Below are 25,908 nucleotides of genomic sequence, written 5' to 3' on the forward strand. Positions count from 1 at the left end.
AAAGTCTCAGTTTTCCTGGGAATGTCCTGATTCAGAATATAGCGGAGCGATACGTCGGGCATCTTCATGCCAGCGTTCTTCTAAGGTTTCTCCGGTACCGTAAAATGTGGCCAGCGAGTCAAAAAATCTCTGGGCCCGGGGCGGCAACCCCTGTTCCAGATACTCACCTGCCTGGTCTCTGACTCTTTGCCGAAACCGCTCTTCATCGGCGGCGCCAACGCCGGAGAGGTTGTCCACGCTGATGTGAAAACGGGCTCCTGCGGCCACCGAAAACAACCACTCAATGGCCTGGGGCCTGACCTCAACCTGCTCGAAAGCCTGCTGCTGCTGCAGTGTCCGGCCATCCGGACAGTACCAGTAACCATAGTCATGAAGTGTGCGCCGGTGCTCACCAGCAATACACCAGTGGCTTATTTCATGCAAAGCACTGGCATAATAGCCGTGAGCGAAAACGACCTGTGCGAGACCTTCCGGATCGCTGGCAGGCAAGTATTCAGGTTCATCACTGCCTTTGACCAGAACTGTCCGGTATGCTTCCCGGAAAAGGTCATTAAACAGCATGATAAGATCATTTGGACTGTGATTCATTGGGTGGCTATTGTGCGACTTTACCGCCCCCAATACCAGAGGGAACTTTGACAGTCACGTCGTGTCCATGGCTGGCTTGCGCCGGCGCCGATTGCGGTGTAACAGTCGCAATTGAAAAGACTCTGAACAGAGAGACACCAACCGGGAAATCTTACAATCAATGATGGCTTTTGCTGTAGTAACGACGACAAAACGCCAATGGGCGAATCCTCTGGGCCTGATTCTGGCACTCGCCCTTGTGTGTTTGAGTTCCCCCTCCGCCTGGGCACTCGGCGGCAATGGAGGCTCGCTTTTCGGTGGCCAGGGTAGCGACTTTCTGCCCGTCGACGAAGCACTGCCCTTCAGTTTCTCAACCAACGCTGACACCGTGGTTCTCTCCTGGAATATCACGCCCGGGCACTACCTGTATCGCGACCGGATCAGCATCACCGCTACAAATCCCGAGGTAAGCCTGGGCGAACCCACTTTCTCGGCGCCAGGCACGGTGACCGAGGACGAATTCTTCGGCAAAACCACCGTTTTCTTTGATCCCGTTGACGCCCGTGTGCCTGTCGCGCTGCCTGCTGGCCTTCGGGAAGCAGAACTTCAGGTAACCTACCAGGGCTGCGCCAAAGCAGGCTTGTGTTACCCGCCCCAGACCCGGGATGTACTGTTCTACCAGGGTGGCGGCGGATCCGGCTCACAGACCGCCGCAACAGCTGGTTTTGCGTCAGGCGACAGTGTTCCCGTCGACACGGAAACCGCCACCGGCCTCGCCGGCTTTCTGGCCCAGCAATCCACCCTGGTCATTGCCGGTGTATTTTTGCTCCTCGGGTTGGGACTCACCTTCACCCCCTGTGTGTTGCCCATGGTCCCGATTATTTCCTCGCTGGTTTCCGGCAGAAACACCCGGACAACCGGCCATGCCCTGCTCCTGTCCGGTAGCTATGTGCTGGGCATGGCACTCACATACGCTGCGGCCGGCGTGCTGACCGGCCTGCTGGGGGCCAGCTTCAATCTTCAGGCACAATTGCAGTCACCCTGGGTTCTGAGCGTCTTTGCGCTGATGTTTGTCGTTTTCGCACTGTCGATGTTCGATCTGTTTGAAATCCAGCTGCCTCGCTTTATTCGCGAACCACTCAATGATGCCAGTCACCGGCTCACGGGAAGTCGGGTATTCAGTATTTTCGGTATCGGCGCCCTGTCAGCGCTGATCGTATCGCCCTGCGTATCTGCGCCACTCGCTGGCAGCCTGCTGTACATCTCGACGACCCAGGACGCCGTAATCGGCGGGGTTGCCCTGTTTGCGCTTGGACTTGGAATGGGCATTCCTCTGATTCTGGTCGCGGTGGGTGGCCGGAAACTCCTGCCAACAACCGGCCACTGGATGACCGCCGTGAAGCACTTCTATGGTGTGATGTTGCTGGCCGTAGCCATCTGGCTGGTAGAGCGCCTGGTGCCGGGGTGGCTGGCATTGACCCTGTGGGGCCTCCTGGTCGCCATCACCGGCGTTCAACTGGGGGCCTTTGACGCTGCCAAGGCGGGCTGGGAGCGCACTCGTAAAGGTCTGGGCCTGGTCCTCTTCGCCTATGGTCTGGCGTTATTGGCAGGCGCCGTGGGTGGCGCCAATGACCCATTAAAACCCCTGGCACCATTCACCATTGCCTCGGCATCGTCAGGCGGCATTGGGACCGCTGGCATTCAGCACGCTGATTTCGTGCGGGTCGAACGGCCAGCGGATATTCAGGCGATGCTAGAACAGGCTCGTGAGCAGGGCCGGCCCGTGCTGCTCGATTTCTACGCCGACTGGTGCATCTCGTGCAAGGTGATGGAACGCAATGTTTTCAGCAAACCGGATGTAATCCAGGCGCTCAGCCCCTTCACCCTGCTTCAGATCGACATGACGGACAACACGCCCGAGCAGCAGGCCATGCTGGACGAACTGGGCCTGTTCGGGCCTCCAGCCATACTATTTTATGGCAGCAACGGGGAAGAAATTGCCCAACGAAGAGTGCTGGGCGAAATGGATCGGGAGGAATTCCTTGGTCACCTGCAGGCGCTGCAGCCGGAAGTCTGACTGACAAAATCGCTATTGTCCCCGGCGTATCAGGTAGATAAACAGATCGTCCTCTTCCAGCTGTTTCACCAGTTCATGGCCGAGAAACTGGCAGAACCTCGGTATGTCCCGGGTGGTAGAGGGGTCTGTCGCCACAACCCGCAACACGCCACCAGGTTGGACATCGTTGATCCGATTATGAAGCATCATGACCGGTTCCGGGCAGAAAAGGCCCCGGGCGTCCAGCTCAAGGTCGTAGTCAGTTGCGGTCACACGTCGTCTCCTGTCAATGAACCTGATTTTTCGTAAAAACCTGCTAAATTATTGTTTATAACAGTTAAACCACTTGGAGGTTTCTCATGATCCGGGTTCTGATCGAACGCCATATTGCCGAAACCCTTGAAACAGCCTACGAAGAACGGTCGCGCAAGGTTCTGCAGCAGGCTGTCAGTGCCCCCGGTTTCATTTCTGGCGAAACCCTGCTCGACAGCCACGACCCCAATCACCGGATAACACTGGCGAACTGGCGCTCCGAAGCAGACTGGGATCGATGGTTTCACTCCGATGAGCGCCGTGAACTCATGCTGGAGCTTATCCCCATGATGGACGAAGAAGAGCACATTACAGTGCTGGAGCAAAGCGCCTTTTAACCCGTCCGCTCGATGAAACAGGTTATTTCTTCCCTGTCATGGTAAAGGTGGCGGGCTTTAAGGCGAAAACCGATGCCCGCCTCTTTCAAGCCATCAACGAGAATGTCCCGGCAAATCAGCCACTCGTCATAGCGCTTTTTCATAGGCAGCTTCAGATTGAAAACCGTGTAACGGCAAAGGCCGTCACCTAGCCAGGTCACAGCCAATTTTGCCGTTTTCCGGGGCTGATCCACAATGTCGCAGACCATCCAGTCGATGCCGCGCCTTGGCCGCCAACCATAACCATCCGCCTCAACATGCTCCACCTGTCCAGAGGCCATCAATTCAGGGTTCATTGGGCCGTTGTCCACTGCGGTTACCATCATCCCCTGACGCACAAGCTGCCAGGTCCATCCGCCCGGAGCGGCCCCAAGATCCGCGGCCTTCTTGCCACCACCAAGGTAGTCCAGCTCCTGTTCCGGAGGCAGAAACACCTTCCAGGCCTCTTCGAGCTTGAGGGCAGAACGACTGGGCGCTGATGCCGGCAGCCGCAGGCGCGGGATGCCACCAACGTAACGTGCCCGGTTATCCGCCAGACTGAAACCGACGACCGCCGACGTAAAATCGGGGAGGAAAACCTCGAGACGCGCCGGCGCAGGAGCATTCTGGTCAGCCTTCAGGAGGCCGGCTCCTCGCAAACCTCGGGAGAGCGGCGACACCCACTTTCGGGCAAAGTTTCCAAGGTCTCCATCCGCGTTGTTTTCCGGTAACCGGACTTCCAGCCGCGCACAACCCGGAAAACCGCGCCCAAGTCCACGGATTCCCTCGATAACGGCACCGACTCTGTCGGTCTCTGGCAGTCTGAATTGCCCGAGAACGACAATCCAGTCACGGACGAAGACCAGCTCCTCAAGAGGTAGACGAGCCATCACATCATCGGCAGTTTCCGGAACTGCCGGGTAGAAGCGCACCAGCCCCTGGTCTTTCAGGGGCTCGAAATACCCGAAAATACCTCGCTCCGAGGCTGAGTCGGTCATTTCACGGCCGGCTTCGGTTTCAAAGCCTGGCCGGCAAAACACAAGAATCTGTTCCATGCATTTCCTGAATCAGGGTCGGAGACCAACCCGTAAAAGTTGAAACTGTTTAACAGCTTAGATTGTCTTCTCTGGCTACACTTCCCGCTCTGATAACCGCGGGAAGCCATGAATGTCGTCCGTTTTGCGTTTGATTGCCATTCTCTGCCTTTTGCTGGCCCCTGCCCTGGCGCTGCCAGACACGGGTTCGATGGCGTCGGACTGCCCTGTCCTCGAGGCCACCGATACTGCTGCCCGCGCTTCCCTGATGCAATACGTTTGCTATTACAGTGCGCCGCCGGGCGCGCCCGGACATGAAGCAAGGAATCCGGACCAACTCCCCCGAAATATCAATTGGACCCCTGCAAACGGCCGGGACCTGGTATTCAGCCACACCAAATCCGTTTACTGGGTACACCTGCACGTCAGGAACTCCGGCGCTGAGCGGGCCGCCTGGTATCTGAAACTCAACTACCCGCTGCTGGACGAAGTCACATTCTGGCAGACGGGGAATGATACTACAGAGACACTGGTTACCGGAGATCAACGGCCTTTCGGGTCCAGGGCGGTAGACTACCGGTACTTTCTGCTTCCCGTCACACTGGATGGCGGTGAAACCCGGTCCCTGACGATCCGAATCCACAGCAATGGCGCTCTGAACGTGCCGCTCAGCTTTGAAACCCTGGCAGAAGTCATTGCCCGCAGTAATCATCTGACACTGACCCACGGGCTATTCTACGGCGCGCTCCTGGTCTTTGCGGTCTTCAACCTGCTGCTGTTTTTCAGCTCCGGGACCGGCTATTACTTCTACAACGCGTTTTACCTGGCAGCACTCGGACTCTTTCTGTTCGCCATGGGCGGCTTCGCGAACCAGTACTTCTGGCCAGACAACCCGGGCTTTGCCAATACATCCATCCCCTTGTCTTTGTCCCTTTGCGCCCTGGCCATGATCCTTTTCGGCCGGTCCTTCCTGGAAGTAGACCGCGGAACCATCTCGGAAACAGTCCTCAAAGGGCAGGCCTGGTTCTGCATTGGCTTCCTGGCACTAACACTGATACTGCCCTACAACAAAACCATTCTGCTCAATACCGTTCTTGCACTGACGGTTATTTCAAGCCTGTTCATCATCGCAGCGGTTCGTTGGAAACAGGGGTATCAGCCGGCTATGTGGTATCTGCTGGCCTGGCTGATCATGCTCGTTGGTGGCCTGATCTATGCCCTGGCGGCTTTTGGCTATCTGCATGACTTTCTTGCACGGGAGGCGCTGATGCAATCCGCAGTGGGAGGACAGGTGATCCTGCTGAACTATGCGATGGTGCAGAGGTGGCGCCTGCTGAACCAGAAGCTTCTGGACGTGGAACATAATGCGAGGACAGAACTGGAATTCAAGGTGCATGAACGAACCGCGCAGCTGCGGAACACCATGCGGGAACTGGAAAAGGCCAACCGCAAGCTATCGACATTGAGCCTGAACGACGCCCTGACCGGCCTTTACAATCGAAGGCACCTGAACAACATATTCCCGGAATTGTGCGCCGAAGCGCGGCGCACGTCCCAGCCACTGACCCTGGCGCTGGTCGATGCCGACCATTTCAAGAACATTAACGACACCTGGGGCCATGGCTTTGGGGACAGCTGCCTTCAGTTCATCGCCGAAATGCTGACCCGGCACGTGAAACGTCCCCGGGATGTTGCCATCCGATTCGGTGGTGAGGAGTTTGCGTTACTGCTGCCCGGAACCGATGCAAATGGAGCTTTGAATGTCTGTTCTGCATTGCTGCAAGACATCGCCAGGACGCCACTGCTCTCCCCAGACGGCAACAAAGTGAGAATAACCCTCAGCGCAGGTATCGCGTCACTCGTCTCCGGAGAGACCCAGAACCAACTGTTCGAACGGGCCGATGAGGCCCTGTACCGTGCAAAAAGCAGGGGCCGCAACCGCGCTGAGCTCTCTGAGGCTGTCGGGGTGCAGTAGAGATGAGGCTCAAAGCCGCTCGTCCACAAAGATCCGGGTTTCCCGGGCAGCCACCACGATCAGCTCCGCTTGGGTCTGTGGTTGGCTTTTCAGCGGCTGGAAATCATGATTACCCCCTTCCAGCCAGTGCAAACGGATTCCCTCCAACTCCTGCTCATGGCCAGCCATCTCGGACGGTTTCCCGAATGGATCCCTTGTCCCCTGAAGCACCAGCATAGGGCAGCTCACATTCTGGAAGTGCGCGGTACGCCAGCGGTCGGGCTTACCGGGCGGATGGAAGGGATAACCAAAGCAGGCGACACCATCAATACCCTCGCGACGGCTCGCCAGGATGCTTGCCATGCGTCCACCCATGGATTTGCCACCCACCAGTACCCTGCTGCCAGTTCCGCAATCTGATCGCACCTGATCAACCACCCGGGTAAAGCAGTCCAGCAACACGTGCTCTCTGTCGGGCGGTCGCTTCTTTCCATCCAGACGCCTTTTCTGCATATACGGGAACTCAAAACGTACTGTCTCAATGCCCTCTTGCTCCAGCGCTGCCGAAAGCTCCTCCATGAAGGTCGAATCGGCCGGCGCACCCGCGCCGTGGGCCAAAATCAGTACAACTTTCGGCTCATTCCCATAGCCTTTGGTCTTAATCAACTCCACAGAATTCACCTCATCCAGTTAAGCGACTATCATTGCACTCAGGCAACACACATTCCCTTAGCTGAAACAACTCCAATAACGGCACTGAAAAGGAAGCCATGTTGCTGATTTCGGCGCATTTGACGGATGTCAGGACTTGACCTGAGTCATTGCAAACAGCTAATCGTTTCTCCATACTTGCGCCCGCATATTTCCCCACTTTAAACCCATTGGTAAGGCTATGAGCACAGTAAATGCAAACCTGACATACAACTACAAGGTGGTGAGACAATTCGCCATCATGACAGTGGTATGGGGTATTGTAGGTATGGCGCTGGGTGTGCTGATTGCAGCACAGCTGGTCTGGCCGTCCCTCAACCTCGACCTGCCCTTTACCCACTTCGGCCGTCTCCGGCCGCTGCATACCAACGCCGTTATTTTCGGCTTTGGTGGAAGTGCCCTGTTTGCTACCTCCTATTATGTCGTTCAGCGCACGTGCCAGGCTCGACTGATTTCGGATAGCCTGGCTGCGTTCACTTTCTGGGGCTGGACGGCGATCATTGTCGCGGCAGCCATTACCCTGCCATTGGGCCTTACCACTTCAAAGGAATACGCCGAACTGGAGTGGCCGATCGATATCGCCATTGCGGTCGTCTGGGTGACGTACGCTCTGGTGTTCTTCGGAACCATCATGAAACGGGCCACACCGCATATCTATGTGGCTAACTGGTTCTATGGCGCCTTTATCCTGACCGTTGCAGTGCTTCATATCGGGAATAACATGGCGCTGCCAGCCGGTGCGTTCAAGTCCTACTCTGCCTATGCGGGCGTTACCGACGCCATGATGCAGTGGTGGTATGGACATAACGCAGTAGGCTTCTTCCTGACCGCAGGTTTCCTGGGCATGATGTACTACTTCGTTCCCAAGCAGGCCAATCGTCCGGTCTACTCCTATCGCCTGTCGATCGTTCACTTCTGGGCCCTGATCGCAACCTATGTATGGGCCGGCGGCCACCACCTGCACTACTCCGCCCTGCCGGACTGGGCACAGACAGCCGGCATGGTGATGTCCCTGATTCTGCTCGCACCTTCTTGGGGTGGCATGATCAACGGCATGATGACTCTGTCAGGCGCATGGCACAAACTGCGCACTGACCCGATTCTGCGCTTCCTGGTGGTTTCCCTGTCGTTCTACGGCATGTCCACCTTCGAAGGTCCGATGATGTCCATCAAGACCGTGAACGCACTCTCCCACAACACTGACTGGACCATCGGCCACGTTCACTCCGGTGCTCTGGGCTGGGTAGCCATGATCAGTATCGGCGCGGTTTATCACCTGGTACCGAAGCTTTGGGGACTCCAGGGCATGTACAGCACAGCGATGATCAACGTGCACTTCTGGCTCGCCACTGTGGGCACCGTACTGTACATCGTTGCAATGTGGGTTAACGGCATCATGCAGGGCCTGATGTGGCGTGCGGTTAACGAAGACGGCACGCTGACCTACAGCTTCGTTGAATCTCTTGAGGCATCCTACGCTGGCTACTTCGTCCGGTTCCTCGGCGGCGTCATCTTCCTGTCAGGCATGCTGATCATGGCTTACAACGTGTACATGACCGTGCGTCAGAAAGATGCGGTTGCGCAAGATAACGCGGCAACTCAGCCGGCGTAACGGGAGAGAGATCAGATGAAACACGAAATTGTCGAAAAAAATATTGGTCTGATGATCGTACTGATCATCCTGACCATCAGTGGCGGCTTTCTGGCCGAAGTAGTGCCTCTGTTTTTCCAGAAAGACGTTAACGAGCCGGTAGAGGGGCTTGAGCCCCTGTCAGCGCTCGAACTGGAAGGCCGGGACATCTACATCCGCGAAGGCTGCCATGTGTGCCATACCCAACAGATCCGCCCGTTCCGGGCGGAAACCGAGCGGTATGGCCACTACTCCGTTGCGGGCGAGTTTGTTTATGACCGCCCGTTCCTGTGGGGCTCCAAGCGCACCGGTCCGGATCTGGCCCGTGTTGGCGGACGCTACTCCGATGCCTGGCAGCGCCAGCATCTGTACGACCCGCGCAGCGTAGTGCCTGAATCCAACATGCCGGCATTCCCCTGGCTGTTTGAAGACAAGGTCGACCACAGCAAGACCGCTGCCAAGCTGGAGACACTTCAGACTCTGGGCGTGCCCTACACCGACGAGCAGATTGCCGAAGCAGCCGCTCAGGTGGAAGGTAAATTCGAAATCGAAGCGCTGGTCGCGTACCTGCAACAGCTGGGTACTGTGATTTCAGACAGACGGTGAACCATGGATATTAATGAGTTACGCGGCATTCACACACTTCTGGTAATGGCGGTTTTCCTGGGAATCGTCTGGTGGGCCTACAGCGCCCACCGCAGGAAGGCCAACGACGAGGCAGCTCACCTGCCCTTCGACGATGACGACGTGGAAAAGCGTACGCTCGAACAGGAAAAAACGGAGAAAAAAGAATGAGTACCTTTTGGAGCATCTGGATCAGTGTGATCGTGCTCGGTACCGTGTTCGGCTGCTGGTGGCTGCTTTGGGCAACCCGCAAGAGCCAGACAACCGATACCGAAACCGACCGCACCATGGGCCATTCCTTTGATGGCATTGAGGAATACGATAACCCACTGCCAAAGTGGTGGTTTTACCTGTTCCTGGCCACTTGTGTTTTCGCCCTCGGTTACCTGGCCCTCTACCCGGGACTGGGCAACTATAAGGGTCTGCTTGGCTGGACTTCCACTAATCAGTGGGAAGCAGAGGTCGCCGAGGCCGAGGAAAAATACGGCCCGATATACGCCCAGTACGGTGAGACTCCGGTTCCCGAACTGGCCGAGAACAGCGATGCCATGAAAATAGGCCAGCGTCTGTTCGCCAACAACTGTGCGGTTTGCCACGGCTCTGCCGCTCGTGGCCAGGTTGGCTTCCCCAACCTGACCGACGACGATTGGCTGTGGGGCGGAACACCGGAAGCAATCCTGGAAACCTTGCACAATGGCCGTATGGGTAATATGCCGGCCAAGGGCACCATGCCCGGCATGACCAACGAGCAGGTGGATCAGGTTGTGAACTATGTTCTGAGCTTCAGCGGGCGGGAACAGGATGCCGAGGCTGCGAAAGCGGGCGAACAGGTCTTCGCTCAGGCCTGTGTGGCCTGTCACGGTCAGGACGGCAAGGGCAATCAGGCCATGGGCGCCCCCAACCTGACAGACAACACCTGGCTGTACGGATCCAACTACGAGTGGATCAAGGAAACCGTGATGAATGGCCGTCAGAATCAGATGCCCGCTCAGCAGGGTCGCCTCTCAGAGGATCAGATTCAGATTCTGGCAGCTTACGTATACAGCCTGTCTAACTGAGTCACCCGGCCGGGGGTTGCCCCGGACCGGTCTTTTCAACCCTGTGTCTGCCCTGCGGGCACAGGCTTGAAAAGATCAGCAGTCCCAGGGCCTGTTGTCCCGCATTACAGTTTTTCTGGAGGTAACGATGAGCAGTGAGATCCCGGTCAAACAGGTTGACCCATCCTCTGATCCCTCCGGCGACAACAATAAATCCGGAACCGTCGAACTCTACGCCAGCCGCAAGAAAATTTACGTAAAGGAAGTTAAAGGCTCCTTTCAGCGAATCCGGAATGTCAGCCTGACCATGTTGATGGGCATGTATTTCCTGTTTGTCTGGATTACGCTTGACGGGCAACCACTGATTTATTTCAATCTGCCAGCCCGCGAATTTCACCTCTTCGGCGTTACCTTCTTTCCCAAGGACTTTATTCTGCTTTCGGGCACGCTGATTATCGCCGCCTTCGGTCTGTTCTTCGTCACAACTCTGTTCGGCCGGGTCTGGTGCGGCTATACCTGCCCGCAAACCGTCTGGACCTTTATCTTCATGTGGGTCGAGGAACGGATCGAGGGCAGCCGTAACAAGCGCATGAAGCTGGACAAATCTCCCCGATCAGCCGGGAAACTGGTCAAAAAGTCCGCCAAACACGCCGTCTGGCTGTTGATTGCCCTTGCCACCGGCCTGACCTTTGTTGGCTACTTCTACCCTATTCGCGAGCTGCTGGGCGACCTTTTCACATTACAGGCAAATGGCTGGGCCTACTTCTGGGTTGGTTTTTTCACCGTTGCCACTTACCTGAATGCGGGCTGGATGCGGGAGCAGGTCTGCCTCTACATGTGCCCATATGCCCGCTTCCAGTCGGTGATGTTTGACCCCGACACCCGTGTCGTTTCATATGATCCGAACCGGGGCGAGCCAAGGGGTGGCCGCAAGAAGGGCGTGGATCCGGCCGAGGCCGGTCTGGGCGACTGTATCGACTGCGGCCAGTGTGTTCAGGTATGTCCTACGGGCATTGATATCCGGGACGGCCTTCAGTACGAATGTATCGGCTGTGCGCTGTGCATTGATGCCTGTGACGAGATCATGGACAAGATGAATTACCCGAGGGGGCTGATCCGTTACACCACGGAGAATGAACTTGAAGGCAAGACCTCCAAACTCCTGCGACCAAGAACCTTCGGTTATGGCGCGGTGCTGTCACTGATGATTGCCGCGATTATCTTCACCATCGCCACCCGTGTGCCAGCCCAGATGGATGCTCTTCGGGATCGCGGTGCTCTTTACAGTTTCAATGGCGAGGGGCGGATTGAGAACTCCTACACCCTAAAAATCGCCAACATGACCGAAGTTCCCCAAACCTTCACTCTGTCAGTGACTGGCCTGGAGGGGATCCGGATCCTGACGGACACTTCGGTAACCGTTGAAAGTGGTGAAAACCGCTCACTGCCGACCGTAGTCGACGTGCCGCCGGAATCCATCACCGAATCCAATAACGATATCCTGTTCAGGGCACAATCCGAGACCGATTCTTCGCTGAGCCTTGAAACTGAAAGCCGATTTGTCGGTCCAACGCGCTGATCGTCGATCGTGCAGCACTGACCGTTTGAATGAGACATTGATTTATGACTACTGAAACACCCGTAGCACCCTGGTACCGCCAACCCTGGTTCTGGTTCCTGCTGATTTTTCCGGGGGCGTCCATCATTTACTGCGCCGTTGCCATCACTATCGCTGTCAGCACAGAAAATGCGATGGTCACCGACGACTGGTCCAAAGAAGGGCGCGGAATTAACATGTCCATAGCAAGAGACCAGAAGGCGGAAGATCTCGGTATGGAGGCCCAGATTGATTTCCAGAGCAAAAATATCACCGTCAACCTGAACACCGTTGAGGGTCCGGCGGATTTCCCGTATCTGATCCTGAACCTGTTCCATCCAACGCTTTCCGACAAGGATCGCACTGTTCAATTCCAGCAAATCGCTCCAGGGCGCTTTGCCGGTAAGCTCCTCAATGACATAGACGGCCGCTGGTACTACGATCTACGGGGTCCAGCTAACGAGTGGCGATTAAAAGGCGAAGCCTGGCTGCCAGCTGAAGACGGAATTACAGTCAAGGCCGGGGGGTCTGCCCAAGGTTGACCAGGCTGGATTGCTTTCACTGCGGTGAGCCAGCGGACGGTGAGCCGCCCATCACCCTCGAGCTCGAAGGTTCTACCCGTCACTTCTGCTGCCAGGGCTGCAAAGCGGTGTGCCAGACCATTCGCAGCGAGGGTCTCGCCGGGTTCTATGATTTCCGGACCAAACCGGCCGTTACCCCAAAGCAGCTGACCCCGGCGGAACTGAACCGAATCAGAGAGCTTGATCACCCTCTGGTTCAGGAGTCGTTTGTTGCACCGGTAAAAGGCGCACAGGAAGCGCAACTGCTGATTGGTGGCATCACCTGTGCCGCCTGTATCTGGCTGCTTGAAAACCATATGAAGCAGCAGCCCGGTGTCGACTCCTTCTCGGTAAACCATACCACCCAACGTGCGCGCCTGGTGTGGTCCCCGGATCAGGTTCGGCTGAGTGACCTGCTGATCGCGATCCACGAGCTCGGCTACACCGCCCGCCCCTACCAGGCAGACGAGGCGGAACAGGCGCTCAAGGCCGAGCATCGGTCCATGCTCATCCGCCTCGCCATTGCCGGAATCGGTTCGTTCCAGAGCATGATGCTGGCGTTTCCCCTTTATTTCGAACTGGTCAGCGAGCTGTCGCCCGAGTTCGTCAGCTTCTTTCGCTGGTTCAGCCTTCTGGTCGCTACCCCCGTGGTGCTCTTCAGCGCTGCACCTTTTTTCCGCAATGCCCAACGGGATATCCGCAGCCGGCATCTGACCATGGATGTGCCGGTTGCCATTGCCATCGGACTCGCCTACCTCGCCAGCGCGTGGGTAACCGTCTTTGGCGGCGAGGAAGTGTACTTTGAGTCCGTTTGCATGTTCACCTTTTTCCTCCTGCTCGGGCGCTACATTGAAGTTCAGGCCCGCTACCGGGCAGGCCTGACAGGCAATGCGCTTGCAGGGTTTCAGCCGACCGTCGCCACACTGGTCCAGGGCGATACTACCGACATTATCCCTGCCCATAAGATCCGGCCAGGCGATATCGTTCGTGTGCGCCCCGGCGAAACCCTGCCCGTCGATGGCGAGATTGTGCGGGGAGAATCAACCCTGAACGAAGCAGCCTTAACCGGGGAATACCTCCCTGAAACCCGCCATCCCGGGGATACTGTCCACGCCGGGAGCGTAAACGGGGAAAATCCGCTCGATGTCAGGGTGGTCAAGGCCGGCACCCAGACACGGCTCTCAGGCATTCTGCGAGTGCTGGACCGCGTGCAGTCGGAAAAACCGCGCGTTGCAATGATGGCCGACAGGATGGCCGGAAAATTCGTCGGGCGGGTTCTGATTCTGGCACCAGTTGTCTGGATAGGCTGGTGGCTGGCCGGTGCCGACAACGCCTTCGACATCACACTTTCTGTTCTGGTGGTGACGTGTCCCTGCGCGCTCTCCCTGGCGACACCGACTGCCATTACCTCGGCAACAGTCAGGCTCCGGCGGCTTGGTTTTCTCCCGACTCGGGGGCATACCCTTGAATCAATGAACACGATTGACACCGTGGTCTTCGATAAAACCGGGACACTCACACGGGGCGAGCTCAGCCTGGCCGGCACCACAATCGTTGGCAGCATGGATGAGCAGACTTGCCTCAAGCTTGCCGCGGGCCTGGAGAAATACTCCGAGCACCCCATAGCCAAAGTATTTCACCGTCGAACCACTGCTGCGGTCGAACATGTGGAAAATCACATTGGCGGTGGGCTTTCAGGCCGGCTGGGAGACCTGCAGCTGTTCATCGGCCACAGGGGGTTTGTCGAACAACATACCACCGCGCCAGCGCCACAAAAGGATCCGCATCAGGGTATGGAAATCTGGCTGGCCTCTGACCACGAGTGGCTGGCCTGTTTCAGGCTCGACGACCAGCCCCGTGACGATGCCCGGGCAGCCATCAAAGCTCTTCAGGATTCCGGCATTCGCACCCTGCTCCTCAGTGGCGACCGTTCCGGGCATGTAAACCAGGTGGCAGACATACTGGGCATTGACGAGGCTATCGGACAAGCCTCCCCAGAAGATAAACTGGCTGTGCTGGAGAAGCTGCAAGCCGAGGGCCGGCAAATTATGATGGTGGGCGACGGTCTGAACGATCTGCCCTCTATGGCTGGCGCCGGAATTTCGGTGGCCATGGGCACGGCTGCCGACCTGACCCAACTGAAAGCTGATGCAGTACTGCTGAATGGTCAATTGCTGCAATTGGTCGAAGCCCTTAAAACCAGTCGCCAGACCCAGCGCATCATCCGCCAGAATCTATGGTGGGCTCTCATATACAATGTGCTGGCGCTTCCCCTGGCCGCGGCCGGAATGGTCCCACCCTGGCTGGCAGCAATTGGCATGTCTCTCAGCTCTCTGGTGGTCGTTCTGAATGCGCTGCGGCTTGGCAAGGCACCGAGTCGGAAGAGTCAGGACAATCTCGCGGTTGGCGCCCAGGCGTTGTCCTGATACCGTGAACTTCTAATCTTTTCTGCGAGGTTGCACCGTGCAAATCGTCATGTTTCTGGTCCCGGTGATGCTCATACTGGTGGCGGTAGGCGTCGCCCTGTTCACATGGTCGGTCAAGAACGGTCAGTACGATGATCTCGAAGGCCCGGCGCATCGGATACTTTACGATGACGACAAGGATATGATCCCGGACGACGCTCGCACCGACAAACCGGCTGCCGGGGAGCCAACCCCGGAGCAAACAGCTGAAGTCAGCGATACCGCTGATACGGGTGAGGATAAGTCCCAAAAAGGATGAATCCGGAACTCTACCTCAGTTACCCGAGCGCCTTCCTGATCGGATTGCTAGGCAGCACGCACTGCCTCGGCATGTGCGGCGGCATCAGCGCTTCCCTCTCCATGGCCCTGCCTGTGGGCCGGGGGTTCCGGTTCCGGCAAACGGTAATGCTTCTGGCCTTCAACTTCGGGCGCATCGGCAGCTATGTCCTGATCGCAACACTGGTTGCGCTGGCCAGTACCTCGGCCGCCAGCCAGTGGGCCTCTGCCGGCCTGGTGCTTCGGACCCTGGCAGGGCTGCTGTTGATCTTCATGGGTTTGTCCATGGGCCAGTGGTGGCAGGGAATTCGCTACGTTGAGCGGGTGGGTGCTCCAATCTGGGCGCGCCTCTCCCCGCTGACCCGCCGCTTCCTGCCCGTGAATCACGGCGGACAGGCACTTGCTCTTGGAGCGCTCTGGGGCTGGCTGCCCTGCGGACTGGTATACAGCACGCTCGGTTGGGCAGCATTGCAACCGACAGTGGGCTCGGCCGCGCTGACCATGCTGTTTTTCGGGCTCGGCACGCTTCCCTCCATGTTGGCCACGGGTTTCGCGGCCAACTGGATCCGGGGTTTACAGAGCCATCAACTGTTCCGGAAGGTGACCGGCGGCCTGCTTATCCTGTTCGGACTCTGGACACTGCCTTTCCTGCATCTGGCCGGACACTAGCCGGCTAGATATTCAGGACATCCAGGCGACCGAAGTCAGTTGCGGTCTCGGGTTCAGCCGTCTGTACGGCCTGGCGCTTGCCACCGAGGCGCTTGCCTTCCTTGAAATCGTAGAGATTGGTATCCGCCAGGTGCGAGGGTTCCACATTGCACATGGCCCGGAACATGGTTTCCAACCGTCCGGGATGCTGCTTGTCCCAGCTCTGGAACATATCCTTGATCACCTGGCGCTGGAGATTCTCCTGGGAACCACACAGGTTGCAGGGGATGATGGGGAATTCGCGGAGACCCGCGTAGCGGGCGATGTCTTTTTCCCGGCTGTAGGCCAGCGGCCGGATAACCGTGTTGCGGCCATCGTCACTGTGCAGCACCGGAGGCATGGACTTCAGCTTGCCGCCGTAAAACATGTTCAGGAACAGGGTTTCCAACAGATCGTCCCGGTGGTGGCCCAGGGCAATCTTGGTAACCCCATGCTCTTCCGCGAAATTATAGAGAATTCCCCGGCGTAGACGGCTACACAGGCCGCAGGTCGTCTTCCCTTCCGGCACTTTTTCCTTAACAATGCTGTAGGTGTCCTTCTCGATGATGTGATACTCGATACCCATGGAGGACAGATATTCGGGCAACACCTCTTCCGGAAAGCCGGGCTGTTTCTGATCAAGGTTGACGGCAATCAGCTCAAACGAAACCGGGGCGCTCTTCTGCAGGTTGAGCAGAATATCGAGCAGTGCGTAAGAGTCTTTGCCGCCGCTGAGGCAGCACATGACTTTGTCGCCGGCTTCAATCATCGAGAAATCGGCAATCGCCTGCCCGACTTCGCGGCGCAGACGTTTCTGCAGCTTGTTCAATTCCAGTTTCTGGCGGCGCTCCCGCTCTGGGTTGATAGACTGTTCGGAACTGGCGATCATTGCTTCGGACATACCAACTACGTTCATAAGGCAAGTGGACGTGGGATTATACGCGTCACATGGATTCAGGGACAGGATACCGACATGGATATGTTGCAATCGGGTGAAGAGATCACAGGCAAACGGGAACAGAACCGTATCCGGAACCGCAGGGCAATCCTGCATGCCGCCCGGGAGTGTTTTCGCGAGCGGGGGTACGAAAACTCAACCATCCGCGACATCGTTCGGCGAACGGGTCTTGCAGCCGGCACCTTCTACAATTATTTCTCAAGCAAGCAGGATATTTTCGCGGCCTTGCTTACCGACTTCCTGACCAACCTGAATAACAACCTCACGCGCCATCGGCGCGCGGCGGACACCACAGAAGATTTTATCCACTACGCCTACATGGCTTTATTCACTGCGACCGCCCGGGATCCACTGGTTTACGAGCTCGCGCACCGAAATGATCGAGCGCTACGGGAGCTGTTTGGTTCGGATATTCTCGGTCTGACCATGCTGTCCCTGGAAGACGATGTTCGCGAGGCGATGGCGCGGGGACTGCTTCCGCAGATCGATCATGAATACCTGTGTGCCGCTTTTTTCGGCGTCGCCTATGAGACCAGCCTGACGCTTGCCAGGCGGGCCCACAGGAACCCGGATTCAGCGGAAGCTGAAGCGTTGACCGCAACCCGATTCTCGACCGCCCTGTTCATGGGCGGGCTTCCGCGGCTGGCTGCACTTCCCTGATGGCCGGGAGTACCCTACCATGGACTCCATGACCGAAAGCCAAGCCCCGATCAAAATGTCCTACCCTGGAGCGGTGAACGAAGATGACTGCCTGGAGCAGCAGATTCAACACCTGCTGGTGGCTGTTGAGCATGAAATCCGGTCAACACCGGCGGGCATGAATGAGCTGTCGCTGATCAAGGCGCTCCAGGGGCAACCGTGGGAGTTGCTTGGAGACGTTGTTTTCAGCGAACCCGAAAAACTCTACCCGGTTCATTTTCTGCTGTTCCACGTACTCTACCGTCTTCGGGACCAGTTGTCCGAGGCCGGCGAAAGCCTCCAGATATCGCCTCTCAATATACGCATCGAAAAGCAGAGTGTGGTCAGTGGCGAGGGCGTTCCGGACAGTGTCGACACGCTTCGTCAATTCTATCTGGATCTCTCCCAATACCGTCTGCCGGAAGAAGCGATCCAACGGATGATGAATGATTTCTGGGCCGGTGCGCCCGGGCAGGCACCGGCCCAGGCCGAAACACGGGAAGCAGCGGAAATACTGGGCTTCCAGGCTGTCCCTTCTGATTTCCCGACCGTCAAGAAGCGTTTCCGCCGGGCGGTTATGAACGCCCACCCGGATCGCGGAGGCAAGACCGAAACCATTCAGGATCTGAATCAGGCCTTTGCCGTACTCAAAGCACACTTCCGTCACAACATCTGACCGGCCGGTTTGATCGCGTCGGAGCGAAGAAACACAGGAGACGATATGCCGCTCAAAGCATTCCTGAAAATTACCCTGGCTGTCGCGGTTATGTCGACCGCAACCTCGGCCCGGGCAGACCTCGTTGTCCTGCAGTATCATCATGTCAGCGATTCAACGCCGCCCGCGACCAGCACGTCTGTATCCCTGTTCGAGGGCCAGCTGGACATGATCTCGGATCTGGAGCTGGACGTTGTGGATCTACAGGAAGGCACCGAAAAAACGCTGGCCGGTACCGATGGGCAAGGTAATCACATCGCCATTACCTTCGATGACGCCTACGACTCCGTCTACCATACGGCGGCGCCGCTGCTGGCCGACAAGGCCTATCCCTACACGATTTTTGTAAATACAGAAGCCGTTGGCCGAAACGGCTACATGACCTGGGATCAGATTCGGGAGTTGGCCGAACGTTCGGGCGTAACGATTGCCAACCACAGCGCTGACCATGGGCATCTCGCCCGGAAACCGAACGAAAGTCAGAGTGACTGGCAAGCCAGGGTTACCAGCAGTCTCGACTCAGCCCAGGGGACCCTCTCCAGGGAATTGAAGGCGCCTGCACCCATGTTTGCGTACCCTTACGGCGAGTTTGACGAAGCACTGGAGCGCAAAGTGGCCGAGCGGGGCTGGTACGGTTTTGGCCAGCAATCCGGCGCCATCGGCCAACAAACCGAGAAAACCCGATTGCCGCGTTTTCCGATGGCAAACGCCTACGGACAGTTGGGGAGCCTTGAGAACAAACTTCGCAGCAAAGCCTTCCCTGTTGATACCGGCGAGCTGCCGGACGGGGTGATCTCGGAGAATCCGCCCACCCTGGTTTTCCCGCTGGTTGAACCCATTGATGCCAACCGGTTGACCTGCTTTGCCTCCGGTCAGGGACGTATCGACTTTGACGTGACTGATGGCAATGTGGAAGTAAAGGCCCCTGAGGCCTTCAATAGCCGGCGATTCCGCTACAACTGCACCCACCCTGCGGGCGATGGCAGTTACTACTGGCTATCCCAGCAGTGGCTGGACCTGAGCAAACCTGAAGACTGAACCCTCACTCCTCCACCTGCATCAGGCCAATTTCACCGTGCCTGATGTGGGAAATTTTCTCGGGGCCGGCACGGGTCTCTATAACGGTCTGGCCCTCCAGGTCCTGCTCTCGGGTAAACAGGACAAGCCAACGCTCTCCCTGGCCCGGAAAAGCAGGAACCCATGCTTCCAGATAGCCGCGCCGGTGCCAGTTCTCGGGGGTAAAATCCATAACCAGGTCTGTTACCAGCCTTAACGGCGCCATCTTCTCATCGAGAAACACCAGGGAGGGCACCACCACCCCGTCTTTGGCATAGGAGCGCAGGCGTATGACAAGACTGCCGTGCTTATCCGCGTCCGGAAGTGCAATCAGTTGATAGGGGCTGGTTCCGGTAAGAAACGGATATGTAGCTGAACGATCCGAGAGGGTAACGCCAAACTCCCGTCCCGATTGCCACCCTTGTCGACTGGCGGCATCCATGGAATCGCAACAGGTCGCTGAAAACCGGGCAAAGAAATCGTCTGTTGAAGCCTCAATGCCCAGGATGGCAAAGGCGTCCGGATCATAGCCCTCTACCGGAGCGTGGCCTGCGCCATCGGGACCTGCACGGTAAACGCTGGCTTCGGTGATCTGAACGGGTGGCTCCACCAGCCCTTTCTCAAGATCAGAGCGGATGTCCGGCCGGTAATAGCTGACCCGGACATTGCCCTCGGCGTCTCGCCAGGTGAAATAGGGTTGCCGCTCCCCCGGCCGAACGTAGCCATCTTTTTCAAGCTCGCCGGCATCCGGGTAGTTTTCGAGTGTGTACTCGGTGTTTTCCTGCGGTCCTGACTCCGGGCTCGCCCCACTATCTGACTGCACCGGGTGTTTCTCGGATTCCGGATCGCGCTGCTCTTCAGCTACCTCTTCAACTACCTCTTCAACTACCTCTGCAGACTCACGATTCAAGTCTTTCTGCTCGGCTCCGGTTATCGGTGAGTATCGAACCCTGCCCTGCTCGTCTACCCACGTGAAATAACCTTCCCGTTCCGACACCGTAGACCCGCCAATCTGGCAGCCTCCGAGAACTGCTGCCAGAGAAAGGCACAAGGCTGATTTCCGTAAAGAGCCGTTAATCACTGCGAATGACTACCCTCTGGTCAATGGCACCACTCAGAACTTGGTCCGGAAACTGAGGCCCGCCATCACAACCCGTAGCGAGGTTTTGACATCCAGGCCTGCATAGGGGTTGTAGATAATGTTGGTGATGTTGTCGCAGTTCAGATTACAGCTGGTGTCCGCGGGAATCGACTCCACCGAATGAAGATAACTGAGATTCATGTCGATTTCGGTGTCCTTATCCCACTGGTACCCCATACCGATGCTGTAGAGGTTTGCCCCACCGAATGGCGCCATAACCTGTCGCTGATCATCCGGGATAACCGAATCCCGTATTTCCACGCCAGCACGCAGGTCCAGACGGGAAGACGCATGAAACTCCATGCCAAACGCCCAGTTCCACTGGCTCTTGAAACCCAGGGGCAACCTCAGGGTATTCGGCGTGGCATTGTCCGGCGACAGGATCCGGGCCGCATTGAGAAACTCCAGATTACGATCAAACCGGAAAACAAAGGCGTCCCACTGTTTGTAATCGGTCCAGCCAATGTCGGCGTTGAGGGTCAGTTTCGGATGCACGTCAACACTGATACCAGTCTGGAAGTGCTGGGGATACACCAGATCCATACTGACGTTGCCGGATTCCTTGGGCGCACCGGACGGAAGACTCAGGATCGCCGAGGTAATCGCACCCAGCACCGATCCGTTAACTCTCTGCCAGAAGCCGGACCAGTCATCGGTGTACTGGATTTCGAAGGTGCCCTTCATGTTCATTTCAGCTTCAGAGGTATAGCTCGCCCCCCAGCTGAACCAATCAGTTGGCTCCCACATCACCCCTAGTGCATAGGTGGGTGACAGGGTTTCCTGAACGTTGATACTCAGAGCACCGATATCGTCCCAGGGACCGACATTACCGCCACAAAGCGCTAGCCAGGGCTGCAGGGGCTCGTCACCACTCTCGCAGTTGAATGCGTCCTGCAGAACTTCAGCCACCCCCAGCAGCAGGTTGGGCGCCCGCATGTACTGGTCTGCCGCGATTCCCATATGGGACAGGTGGATACCGGCACCCACGGACCAGTCGTCATTGATTTCATAACCGACCGTGGGTGAGAGATAAGTCGTGCGCTGCAGCGCCGTGGCCTGGGGCTGGTAACGGCCAGGGTCATCCTTATCACGGTAGAAACCGGCTGCCAACGGCAGGTAAAAGGCATTCCCGAAGGTCAGTTTGGAGCCCGGCGGGTTGATACTGATACCTGCTGACGGCGCCAGGGCCGGTCCCGGGGGCGCGCGGAGAATACCGTAACCCGGCAGATACAGGGCCACGTTGTTGGTATGGCTGCGGGTATTGGCAACCGGGTCCCGCTGCTTTCCGGTCAGTGGATCCGTTTCAAGGCCGTCGATACCGAAAATCTCATAGCCTTCCGGTGCCGTGAAATCCGCGTCAATGTCCAGATAGACGCTCATCAGATTCACTTCCAGCTGACGCCCGTCCAGTTTGGTCAGGCCAGCAGGATTGTAGTGAATCGCCATGATCCCGGGCGGATCGGCGGTCACGGCGTTGCCAAGTGCCAGTGCCTTGGGATGAATGGTCAGGTTCTGCGCCAGCTGGGCCTGGGCACCGCAAGAAAGGGTCGTGGCAACCAGTGCCGCGAGAATCTGACGGTTGTGGTTTCTCTGTCCCATGAAATCCTTCCCTTCCCGTAGATCGTCAACGACACCAATCACTCTTTGAGACCGGAGAAGTTAATGGGCAGGGAGACCCCCAGGGAGAAGTCCGGGGCATCCTCGGTAAGACCGATACCCAAACTCGTGTTTACAATGGTGGTATCACTGATACGGGTCCCCAGAGACATGCTCATAAACCCCGTCATCTGGTCCTGGGCGACGGCCTGGTCGCCATTCGTGAAGGTCAGGACGGTTTCGTCGCTGTAGCTGAGCTGGGCCGAGATGCTGAGAGAAATGTCGTAGGACAGGGAGTAGGCGAAACCGGCGGACCCGGAGAGCCCGAAGCCAGGGTCCACCTCTTCCAGAAGACGTGCACCACGCACCTGCTGCAGATCTTCAGCCGGCAAGTTATAGGTGGCGCTCACTGAGCCGAACACCACCACCGGATCCAGGACCTTGGACAGGCTCGCTCCACCCCCGATGGAATAGTAGCCACTGCCGGTGGACAGCTGCTCGTTGATGTCTATCTCGTAGGGGCTGACGCCGGTCTTTGTGGAGAGGGTTCCGAACAAGGTGGTCGACATCTTGCCTGGAACGTAGGCAAATGGCTGCCAGCGCCCGGTAAAAGAAATATCGCCAAAATCATAGATATTCAGCTCGTCCTGAGTGTCGTATTTGACGACCAGCGGAATACGGGTACCCACCGTCAGGTTGTCCAACAGGCCGTAATCGTAGGAAAAGGAATTGGTGAAGCTGTGGGTTGCCGACGGCACCACGTCCAGGTTTCTCACTGATCCATTGGTGATGGCCAGATCCAGCCGCTGGTCTGCCGTGTAGGAATAGTCGAACGAATAATTCAATGAATGGGAACCCTTCTTCTGCAGCGAATAGTTCTTCTCTGCAGCCTGGAACACCTCTTCAAGCTGTTGTGAAGCGTCCTCGTCTCCTTCCTGCTTGGCCAGCGCTTCCCGCGCCTGGTCCACACTCCCTTCCTGCGCCAGGGCCATGCCCGGAAGCAGACCTGCCGTGGAAACAAGGATAAAACCTCGCACAAACCAACGATTCATCCTGACTCCCTTATTTTATTTGTAGTGTTCCTGCCCCGGGGATTACCCGGCGAATTAGTTACGACGGTAGTGCAACTGCTTTCGGGTGTTTTCTACACTGCCGTCGGGATTGTTTTTCTGGCGTTCCAGCAGATTCTGGATCCGCCGCTGGGTGGATTCGTGAAACGCCGGTATCCGTTCCAGCGCCAGAAGGGTCATTGTCTGGTCATCCACGAAGCGAAGGTCTTCCTCCTTCAGCTCGAGGTTATCCAGGGGCTTGTCACTGCCCGGAAAGACGATGAAAAGCACGTTGTCGTCCCACTTCTCCTCGAACTGGGCCAGAGTAAAGGAGATATTGCCGACTGAAGGATCTGCCAGGTAGGCGCGCCCGTCGCGGATCGTCCGTAACACCACGAAATGCTTGAAGCCCGCGTGGTGGATGGGCACGATCGCCGGGTGATCGAGGTCCCTGAGGTCATCGATGGTGGCCCGGAAGCCGCCTGACGGGTAACCGAGTGCCGTCACCAGCCGCTTCATATCGAGCATGGAGAACGCGCGCCGCTCAACGATGCGCTCACTTTCGCCGTAGTGGAGCAGCCCCTCCATGACCTGTCGTTCTGACAAGGTCCGTCCGAGATAGAAGTTCAGCACCGTGGTCAGCGCCGCGCTTCCACAGCTGTAGTCATAGGCCTGACGCACGATATTCCGGAACTTCTGTTCAACCAGAGGCTCCACCCTGACGTCGGAGCGCAATTCAACAGGACTGGAATCCACATCCTGCTCAATGACGATCTGGCCCTTCTCAAAAGGCTCCACCACGGTCGCTTCCTGCACCATGGTGAATGTAAGAATGGATCCAGCGAGCACCAGCAGCATGTCAGACGAAGTCCCTGTTTTTATTGGCCACGTTATTAAGCGGGTTACATGTTGTTACGGTAAGATACCGAAAAGCCTGCGCCCTTAAAGATAACTGTGCCTCAAATCTGTCGCTGCAGGAGGGGCCTTAGGAAGGGGATTTGAGAACTGTTTCATGACATGGATGGGAATCGGGAAGCAGGCCCGGTTGCCGGGCCTGCCGTTCAAAAGGTAAAGACCACGCCGAGTAACAGGTAGCTCAGGGCAGTTACCACGACAATGCCCATCAGATTGAGAGCAAACCCGGCTCTGATCATGTCGCTGATCTGCATGTGACCACTGGAGAACACGATGGCATTGGGTGGCGTGGCCACCGGCATCATGAAGGCACAGCTGGCCGCGATGGCGGCAGGCACAGTGAGTAGTAACGGTGACACGCCCTGACTCAGGGCCAGCGCCCCAGCAACGGCAGAAACGCCGCCGCGGTTGCGGTATTGCTGGTAACTTCGGTCAGAAAGATGATGATACCCGCCACCAGAACAATCATGACAAGGGTTGGCAGGGCGCCGGCCATGCCCAGCCCGAAGTCGCGCCGGGTCAGCCACCACCAGGCCAGGGCCAGCATGACAACCGTCACTGGAACCCCCAGCAACATCCATTGGGCAAAGCCCACAGAAATACCCTGGTTTTCGCTCAGGTAGGCCGCCAGCAAGGCATTTGGCGGTGTGCCGATAAGTGTGGCAATACCACCGATACTGGCGGAATAGGCGATAGCCAAAAGGAGGGCCGTGGCGTAACGCCGAATGCCCTCGGGATTGTCATTGCTGTTCATCATCGCCACCACCGACAGACCAATCGGCAGCATCATGATGGCTGTTGCAGTATTGCTGACCCACATGCTCAAAAACGCGGTTGCCAACATGAACCCGGCAATCTGCCGCCGGGGTTTACTGCCAACGGCCTTCAGCGTCATCAGGGCGATCCGGCGATGCAGGTTCCATCGCTGCATCGCAAGCCCGAGTGTGAAGCCCCCCCCCAGGAACAGGAAAATGATCGGATTGGCATAGGGCTCGGTGGCTTCACCAACCGTCCCGAGCCCGAGCGCGGGAACCAGCACGATTGGCAGCAAGGCAGTGGCGGGAATCGGAATGGCTTCGGTAGACCACCAGGTAGCCATCAGCAGCATCAACCCCAGCGCCGCCCAGGCTTCCGCGGCCATGGTTTCCGGAGGTGGGAGTATGATGGTTGCCAGCAGAAAGGCAGCCCCGAGGATCAGTCCAATGACCTGGCTGCGGGGCAGCCCCTCGGCCTGTTTGTCAGCGTTGAGCTCTTCGGACATACAGTTCTATTCCATCATTCAGACATTCAACATCAGCAGGCGGGCGAAACGTCAGAGCGCCTGAAGCTGGCGATCATGAAAACGCCCGAGCAGGATAAGAGCCAGAATGGCGCCGGACAAGGCCCAGGCCATATCCGACTGGGTATCCCAGACGTAGCCCTGTGTGCCCAGAAAGGCCTCGGCCGCTTCGTCACTGAGCAAGGCCACCCACCATTCAATCAGCTCGTAAAAGGCGCTTAGCGCCAGACAGAAACAGACGATGAAAAACGCCGCCCAGCGGCGACTGGAGAACACGTCGAAGCGAATGACCACTTCCCTGGCAATGATTGCCGGTATAAACCCCTGTGCCAGGTGGCCAAGCTTGTCGTAGTTATTGCGCTCCCAGTCAAACCAGTCCCGAAACCAGTCGAACAAAGGTACTTCCGCGTAGGTATAGTGCCCTCCAACCATCAGGATGACGGCGTGGACCAGAATCAGGAAATAGACAAGAGGCGTCAGGGGATAACGGAAGAAACACCAGACAACCAGCACAAAACCAATGACAGCGGGCAGGACTTCCAGCGCCCAGGTGGCCCGATCCCTGGGTCCGATGGCAGACCAGACAAAGACTGCAAGAAAGACCACCACCCAGACGGCGGGCGCAAATCGCAGGTTCATAGGTTTCCTTTTGTAC

General features: G+C 57.3%; 25 protein-coding genes and 1 pseudogene. 15 read left to right on the plus strand and 11 right to left on the minus strand.

The window, feature by feature from the left end:
- Window positions 1–6 precede the first annotated feature (6 nt).
- A complete protein-coding gene (locus BM035_RS00730) occupies window positions 7–561 on the minus strand; it encodes an elongation factor P hydroxylase (RefSeq protein ID WP_092029810.1) in 555 nt (184 codons plus the stop codon).
- Between the two features lie 187 nt (window positions 562–748).
- Between BM035_RS00730 and dsbD the strand changes: the two genes are divergently transcribed.
- Window positions 749–2,644 (plus strand): protein-disulfide reductase DsbD, encoded by a 1,896-nt coding sequence (gene dsbD / locus BM035_RS00735; protein ID WP_092029811.1) that lies wholly within the window; start codon window positions 749–751, stop codon window positions 2,642–2,644.
- 12 nt (window positions 2,645–2,656) lie between these two features.
- On the opposite strand, the gene tusA is transcribed toward dsbD, so the two are convergent.
- Window positions 2,657–2,896: a sulfurtransferase TusA gene (gene tusA, locus BM035_RS00740; protein ID WP_014577444.1), complete on the minus strand. Its 240-nt coding sequence runs from the start codon at window positions 2,894–2,896 to the stop codon at window positions 2,657–2,659.
- Window positions 2,897–2,982: 86 nt separating this feature from the next.
- On the opposite strand from tusA, the gene BM035_RS00745 reads away from it, so the two are divergent.
- A complete protein-coding gene (locus tag BM035_RS00745) occupies window positions 2,983–3,273 on the plus strand; it encodes an antibiotic biosynthesis monooxygenase family protein (RefSeq protein ID WP_014577445.1) in 291 nt (96 codons plus the stop codon).
- Here BM035_RS00745 and rlmM read toward each other — a convergent pair.
- Window positions 3,270–4,346: a 23S rRNA (cytidine(2498)-2'-O)-methyltransferase RlmM gene (rlmM, locus tag BM035_RS00750; RefSeq protein ID WP_092029813.1), complete on the minus strand. Its 1,077-nt coding sequence runs from the start codon at window positions 4,344–4,346 to the stop codon at window positions 3,270–3,272. The genes BM035_RS00745 and rlmM overlap by 4 nt on opposite strands.
- Before the next feature lie 112 nt (window positions 4,347–4,458).
- Here rlmM and BM035_RS00755 point away from each other — a divergent pair, with 112 nt between their 5' ends.
- Window positions 4,459–6,300, plus strand: coding sequence for a sensor domain-containing diguanylate cyclase (locus BM035_RS00755; protein ID WP_092029815.1), 1,842 nt, complete (start codon window positions 4,459–4,461; stop codon window positions 6,298–6,300).
- Between the two features lie 9 nt (window positions 6,301–6,309).
- Here BM035_RS00755 and BM035_RS00760 read toward each other — a convergent pair whose 3' ends face one another.
- A complete protein-coding gene (locus BM035_RS00760; protein WP_092029817.1) occupies window positions 6,310–6,951 on the minus strand; it encodes an alpha/beta family hydrolase in 642 nt (213 codons plus the stop codon).
- 220 nt (window positions 6,952–7,171) lie between these two features.
- On the opposite strand from BM035_RS00760, the gene ccoN reads away from it, so the two are divergent.
- The 9 genes from ccoN (at window position 7,172) to BM035_RS00805 (ending at window position 15,848) form a co-directional block, all read left to right on the plus strand.
- Complete coding sequence (gene ccoN / locus BM035_RS00765; RefSeq protein ID WP_008174734.1) at window positions 7,172–8,602, plus strand: cytochrome-c oxidase, cbb3-type subunit I; 1,431 nt, start codon at window positions 7,172–7,174, stop codon at window positions 8,600–8,602.
- A 15-nt stretch (window positions 8,603–8,617) separates the two neighbouring features.
- Entirely contained in the window at window positions 8,618–9,226 is a 609-nt protein-coding gene (gene ccoO, locus BM035_RS00770) for a cytochrome-c oxidase, cbb3-type subunit II (RefSeq protein ID WP_092029819.1), read from the plus strand.
- Between the two features lie 3 nt (window positions 9,227–9,229).
- Entirely contained in the window at window positions 9,230–9,415 is a 186-nt protein-coding gene (locus tag BM035_RS00775) for a CcoQ/FixQ family Cbb3-type cytochrome c oxidase assembly chaperone (protein WP_008174730.1), read from the plus strand.
- Window positions 9,412–10,302 (plus strand): cytochrome-c oxidase, cbb3-type subunit III, encoded by an 891-nt coding sequence (gene ccoP / locus BM035_RS00780; protein WP_092029821.1) that lies wholly within the window; start codon window positions 9,412–9,414, stop codon window positions 10,300–10,302. Before BM035_RS00775 ends, ccoP begins: the two co-directional genes overlap by 4 nt.
- Before the next feature lie 127 nt (window positions 10,303–10,429).
- Window positions 10,430–11,860, plus strand: coding sequence for a cytochrome c oxidase accessory protein CcoG (gene ccoG, locus BM035_RS00785; protein ID WP_092029823.1), 1,431 nt, complete (start codon window positions 10,430–10,432; stop codon window positions 11,858–11,860).
- 44 nt (window positions 11,861–11,904) lie between these two features.
- On the plus strand, window positions 11,905–12,420 hold the full coding sequence (locus tag BM035_RS00790; protein WP_008174725.1) for a FixH family protein: 516 nt from the start codon (window positions 11,905–11,907) through the stop codon (window positions 12,418–12,420).
- Window positions 12,417–14,864, plus strand: a complete 2,448-nt coding sequence (locus BM035_RS00795) for a heavy metal translocating P-type ATPase (RefSeq protein ID WP_008174723.1) — start codon at window positions 12,417–12,419, stop codon at window positions 14,862–14,864. Before BM035_RS00790 ends, BM035_RS00795 begins: the two co-directional genes overlap by 4 nt.
- 37 nt (window positions 14,865–14,901) lie before the next feature.
- Complete coding sequence (ccoS, locus tag BM035_RS00800; protein WP_039882065.1) at window positions 14,902–15,162, plus strand: cbb3-type cytochrome oxidase assembly protein CcoS; 261 nt, start codon at window positions 14,902–14,904, stop codon at window positions 15,160–15,162.
- The gene (locus BM035_RS00805; RefSeq protein ID WP_092029825.1) at window positions 15,159–15,848 is read left to right on the plus strand and encodes a sulfite exporter TauE/SafE family protein; all 690 of its coding nucleotides are present in this window, start codon (window positions 15,159–15,161) and stop codon (window positions 15,846–15,848) included. The genes ccoS and BM035_RS00805 overlap by 4 nt, the downstream gene beginning before the upstream one ends.
- 4 nt (window positions 15,849–15,852) lie before the next feature.
- Here the strand turns inward: BM035_RS00805 and ttcA are convergent, their stop codons facing one another.
- Window positions 15,853–16,767 carry a tRNA 2-thiocytidine(32) synthetase TtcA gene (ttcA, locus tag BM035_RS00810; protein WP_092029827.1) on the minus strand — a complete coding sequence of 305 codons (915 nt, stop codon included), beginning with the start codon at window positions 16,765–16,767 and terminating at the stop codon, window positions 15,853–15,855.
- A 72-nt stretch (window positions 16,768–16,839) separates the two neighbouring features.
- Between ttcA and BM035_RS00815 the strand changes: the two genes are divergently transcribed.
- The 3 genes from BM035_RS00815 to BM035_RS00825 are packed head-to-tail and all read left to right on the plus strand — an operon-like array spanning window position 16,840 to window position 19,255.
- Complete coding sequence (locus BM035_RS00815; RefSeq protein ID WP_092029828.1) at window positions 16,840–17,484, plus strand: TetR/AcrR family transcriptional regulator; 645 nt, start codon at window positions 16,840–16,842, stop codon at window positions 17,482–17,484.
- Window positions 17,485–17,503: 19 nt separating this feature from the next.
- Window positions 17,504–18,178, plus strand: coding sequence for a DNA-J related domain-containing protein (locus BM035_RS00820; RefSeq protein WP_092029830.1), 675 nt, complete (start codon window positions 17,504–17,506; stop codon window positions 18,176–18,178).
- A 45-nt stretch (window positions 18,179–18,223) separates the two neighbouring features.
- A complete protein-coding gene (locus BM035_RS00825) occupies window positions 18,224–19,255 on the plus strand; it encodes a polysaccharide deacetylase family protein (RefSeq protein ID WP_092029832.1) in 1,032 nt (343 codons plus the stop codon).
- A 4-nt stretch (window positions 19,256–19,259) separates the two neighbouring features.
- Here BM035_RS00825 and BM035_RS00830 read toward each other — a convergent pair whose 3' ends face one another.
- From BM035_RS00830 to BM035_RS00855, 6 genes and pseudogenes are all read right to left on the minus strand, one after another.
- Window positions 19,260–20,324, minus strand: coding sequence for a MalM family protein (locus tag BM035_RS00830; protein WP_092029834.1), 1,065 nt, complete (start codon window positions 20,322–20,324; stop codon window positions 19,260–19,262).
- Window positions 20,325–20,387: 63 nt separating this feature from the next.
- A complete protein-coding gene (locus BM035_RS00835; protein ID WP_092029836.1) occupies window positions 20,388–22,013 on the minus strand; it encodes an OmpP1/FadL family transporter in 1,626 nt (541 codons plus the stop codon).
- Between the two features lie 38 nt (window positions 22,014–22,051).
- Window positions 22,052–23,062, minus strand: coding sequence for a hypothetical protein (locus BM035_RS00840; RefSeq protein ID WP_008174703.1), 1,011 nt, complete (start codon window positions 23,060–23,062; stop codon window positions 22,052–22,054).
- Between the two features lie 54 nt (window positions 23,063–23,116).
- Window positions 23,117–23,917 carry a C39 family peptidase gene (locus BM035_RS00845; RefSeq protein ID WP_092029837.1) on the minus strand — a complete coding sequence of 267 codons (801 nt, stop codon included), beginning with the start codon at window positions 23,915–23,917 and terminating at the stop codon, window positions 23,117–23,119.
- Between the two features lie 203 nt (window positions 23,918–24,120).
- A pseudogene (locus BM035_RS00850) lies at window positions 24,121–25,235 on the minus strand (SLC13 family permease).
- A 51-nt stretch (window positions 25,236–25,286) separates the two neighbouring features.
- Complete coding sequence (locus BM035_RS00855; RefSeq protein ID WP_008174699.1) at window positions 25,287–25,892, minus strand: DUF2238 domain-containing protein; 606 nt, start codon at window positions 25,890–25,892, stop codon at window positions 25,287–25,289.
- Window positions 25,893–25,908 lie beyond the last annotated feature (16 nt).

Origin of the sequence: Marinobacter sp. DSM 26671 (genome assembly GCF_900112835.1) — a bacterium.
In the GTDB taxonomy this organism is placed as follows: Bacteria; Pseudomonadota; Gammaproteobacteria; order Pseudomonadales; family Oleiphilaceae; genus Marinobacter; species Marinobacter flavimaris.

Excerpts from the sequence above, each read along its gene's own strand:
- BM035_RS00805 (WP_092029825.1), top strand. The coding sequence starts at position 15,159 with ATGAATCCGGAACTCTACCTCAGTTACCCGAGCGCCTTCCTGATCGGA.
- BM035_RS00775 (WP_008174730.1), top strand. The coding sequence starts at position 9,230 with ATGGATATTAATGAGTTACGCGGCATTCACACACTTCTGGTAATGGCG.
- BM035_RS00840 (WP_008174703.1), bottom strand. The coding sequence starts at position 23,062 with ATGAATCGTTGGTTTGTGCGAGGTTTTATCCTTGTTTCCACGGCAGGT.
- BM035_RS00730 (WP_092029810.1), bottom strand. The coding sequence starts at position 561 with ATGCTGTTTAATGACCTTTTCCGGGAAGCATACCGGACAGTTCTGGTC.
- BM035_RS00855 (WP_008174699.1), bottom strand. The coding sequence starts at position 25,892 with ATGAACCTGCGATTTGCGCCCGCCGTCTGGGTGGTGGTCTTTCTTGCA.
- ttcA (WP_092029827.1), bottom strand. The coding sequence starts at position 16,767 with ATGTCCGAAGCAATGATCGCCAGTTCCGAACAGTCTATCAACCCAGAG.
- BM035_RS00845 (WP_092029837.1), bottom strand. The coding sequence starts at position 23,917 with ATGCTGCTGGTGCTCGCTGGATCCATTCTTACATTCACCATGGTGCAG.
- ccoN (WP_008174734.1), top strand. The coding sequence starts at position 7,172 with ATGAGCACAGTAAATGCAAACCTGACATACAACTACAAGGTGGTGAGA.
- BM035_RS00755 (WP_092029815.1), top strand. The coding sequence starts at position 4,459 with ATGTCGTCCGTTTTGCGTTTGATTGCCATTCTCTGCCTTTTGCTGGCC.
- BM035_RS00825 (WP_092029832.1), top strand. The coding sequence starts at position 18,224 with ATGCCGCTCAAAGCATTCCTGAAAATTACCCTGGCTGTCGCGGTTATG.
- ccoG (WP_092029823.1), top strand. The coding sequence starts at position 10,430 with ATGAGCAGTGAGATCCCGGTCAAACAGGTTGACCCATCCTCTGATCCC.
- BM035_RS00815 (WP_092029828.1), top strand. The coding sequence starts at position 16,840 with ATGGATATGTTGCAATCGGGTGAAGAGATCACAGGCAAACGGGAACAG.
- BM035_RS00790 (WP_008174725.1), top strand. The coding sequence starts at position 11,905 with ATGACTACTGAAACACCCGTAGCACCCTGGTACCGCCAACCCTGGTTC.
- BM035_RS00820 (WP_092029830.1), top strand. The coding sequence starts at position 17,504 with ATGGACTCCATGACCGAAAGCCAAGCCCCGATCAAAATGTCCTACCCT.
- rlmM (WP_092029813.1), bottom strand. The coding sequence starts at position 4,346 with ATGGAACAGATTCTTGTGTTTTGCCGGCCAGGCTTTGAAACCGAAGCC.
- ccoO (WP_092029819.1), top strand. The coding sequence starts at position 8,618 with ATGAAACACGAAATTGTCGAAAAAAATATTGGTCTGATGATCGTACTG.
- BM035_RS00835 (WP_092029836.1), bottom strand. The coding sequence starts at position 22,013 with ATGGGACAGAGAAACCACAACCGTCAGATTCTCGCGGCACTGGTTGCC.
- ccoP (WP_092029821.1), top strand. The coding sequence starts at position 9,412 with ATGAGTACCTTTTGGAGCATCTGGATCAGTGTGATCGTGCTCGGTACC.
- BM035_RS00745 (WP_014577445.1), top strand. The coding sequence starts at position 2,983 with ATGATCCGGGTTCTGATCGAACGCCATATTGCCGAAACCCTTGAAACA.
- dsbD (WP_092029811.1), top strand. The coding sequence starts at position 749 with ATGATGGCTTTTGCTGTAGTAACGACGACAAAACGCCAATGGGCGAAT.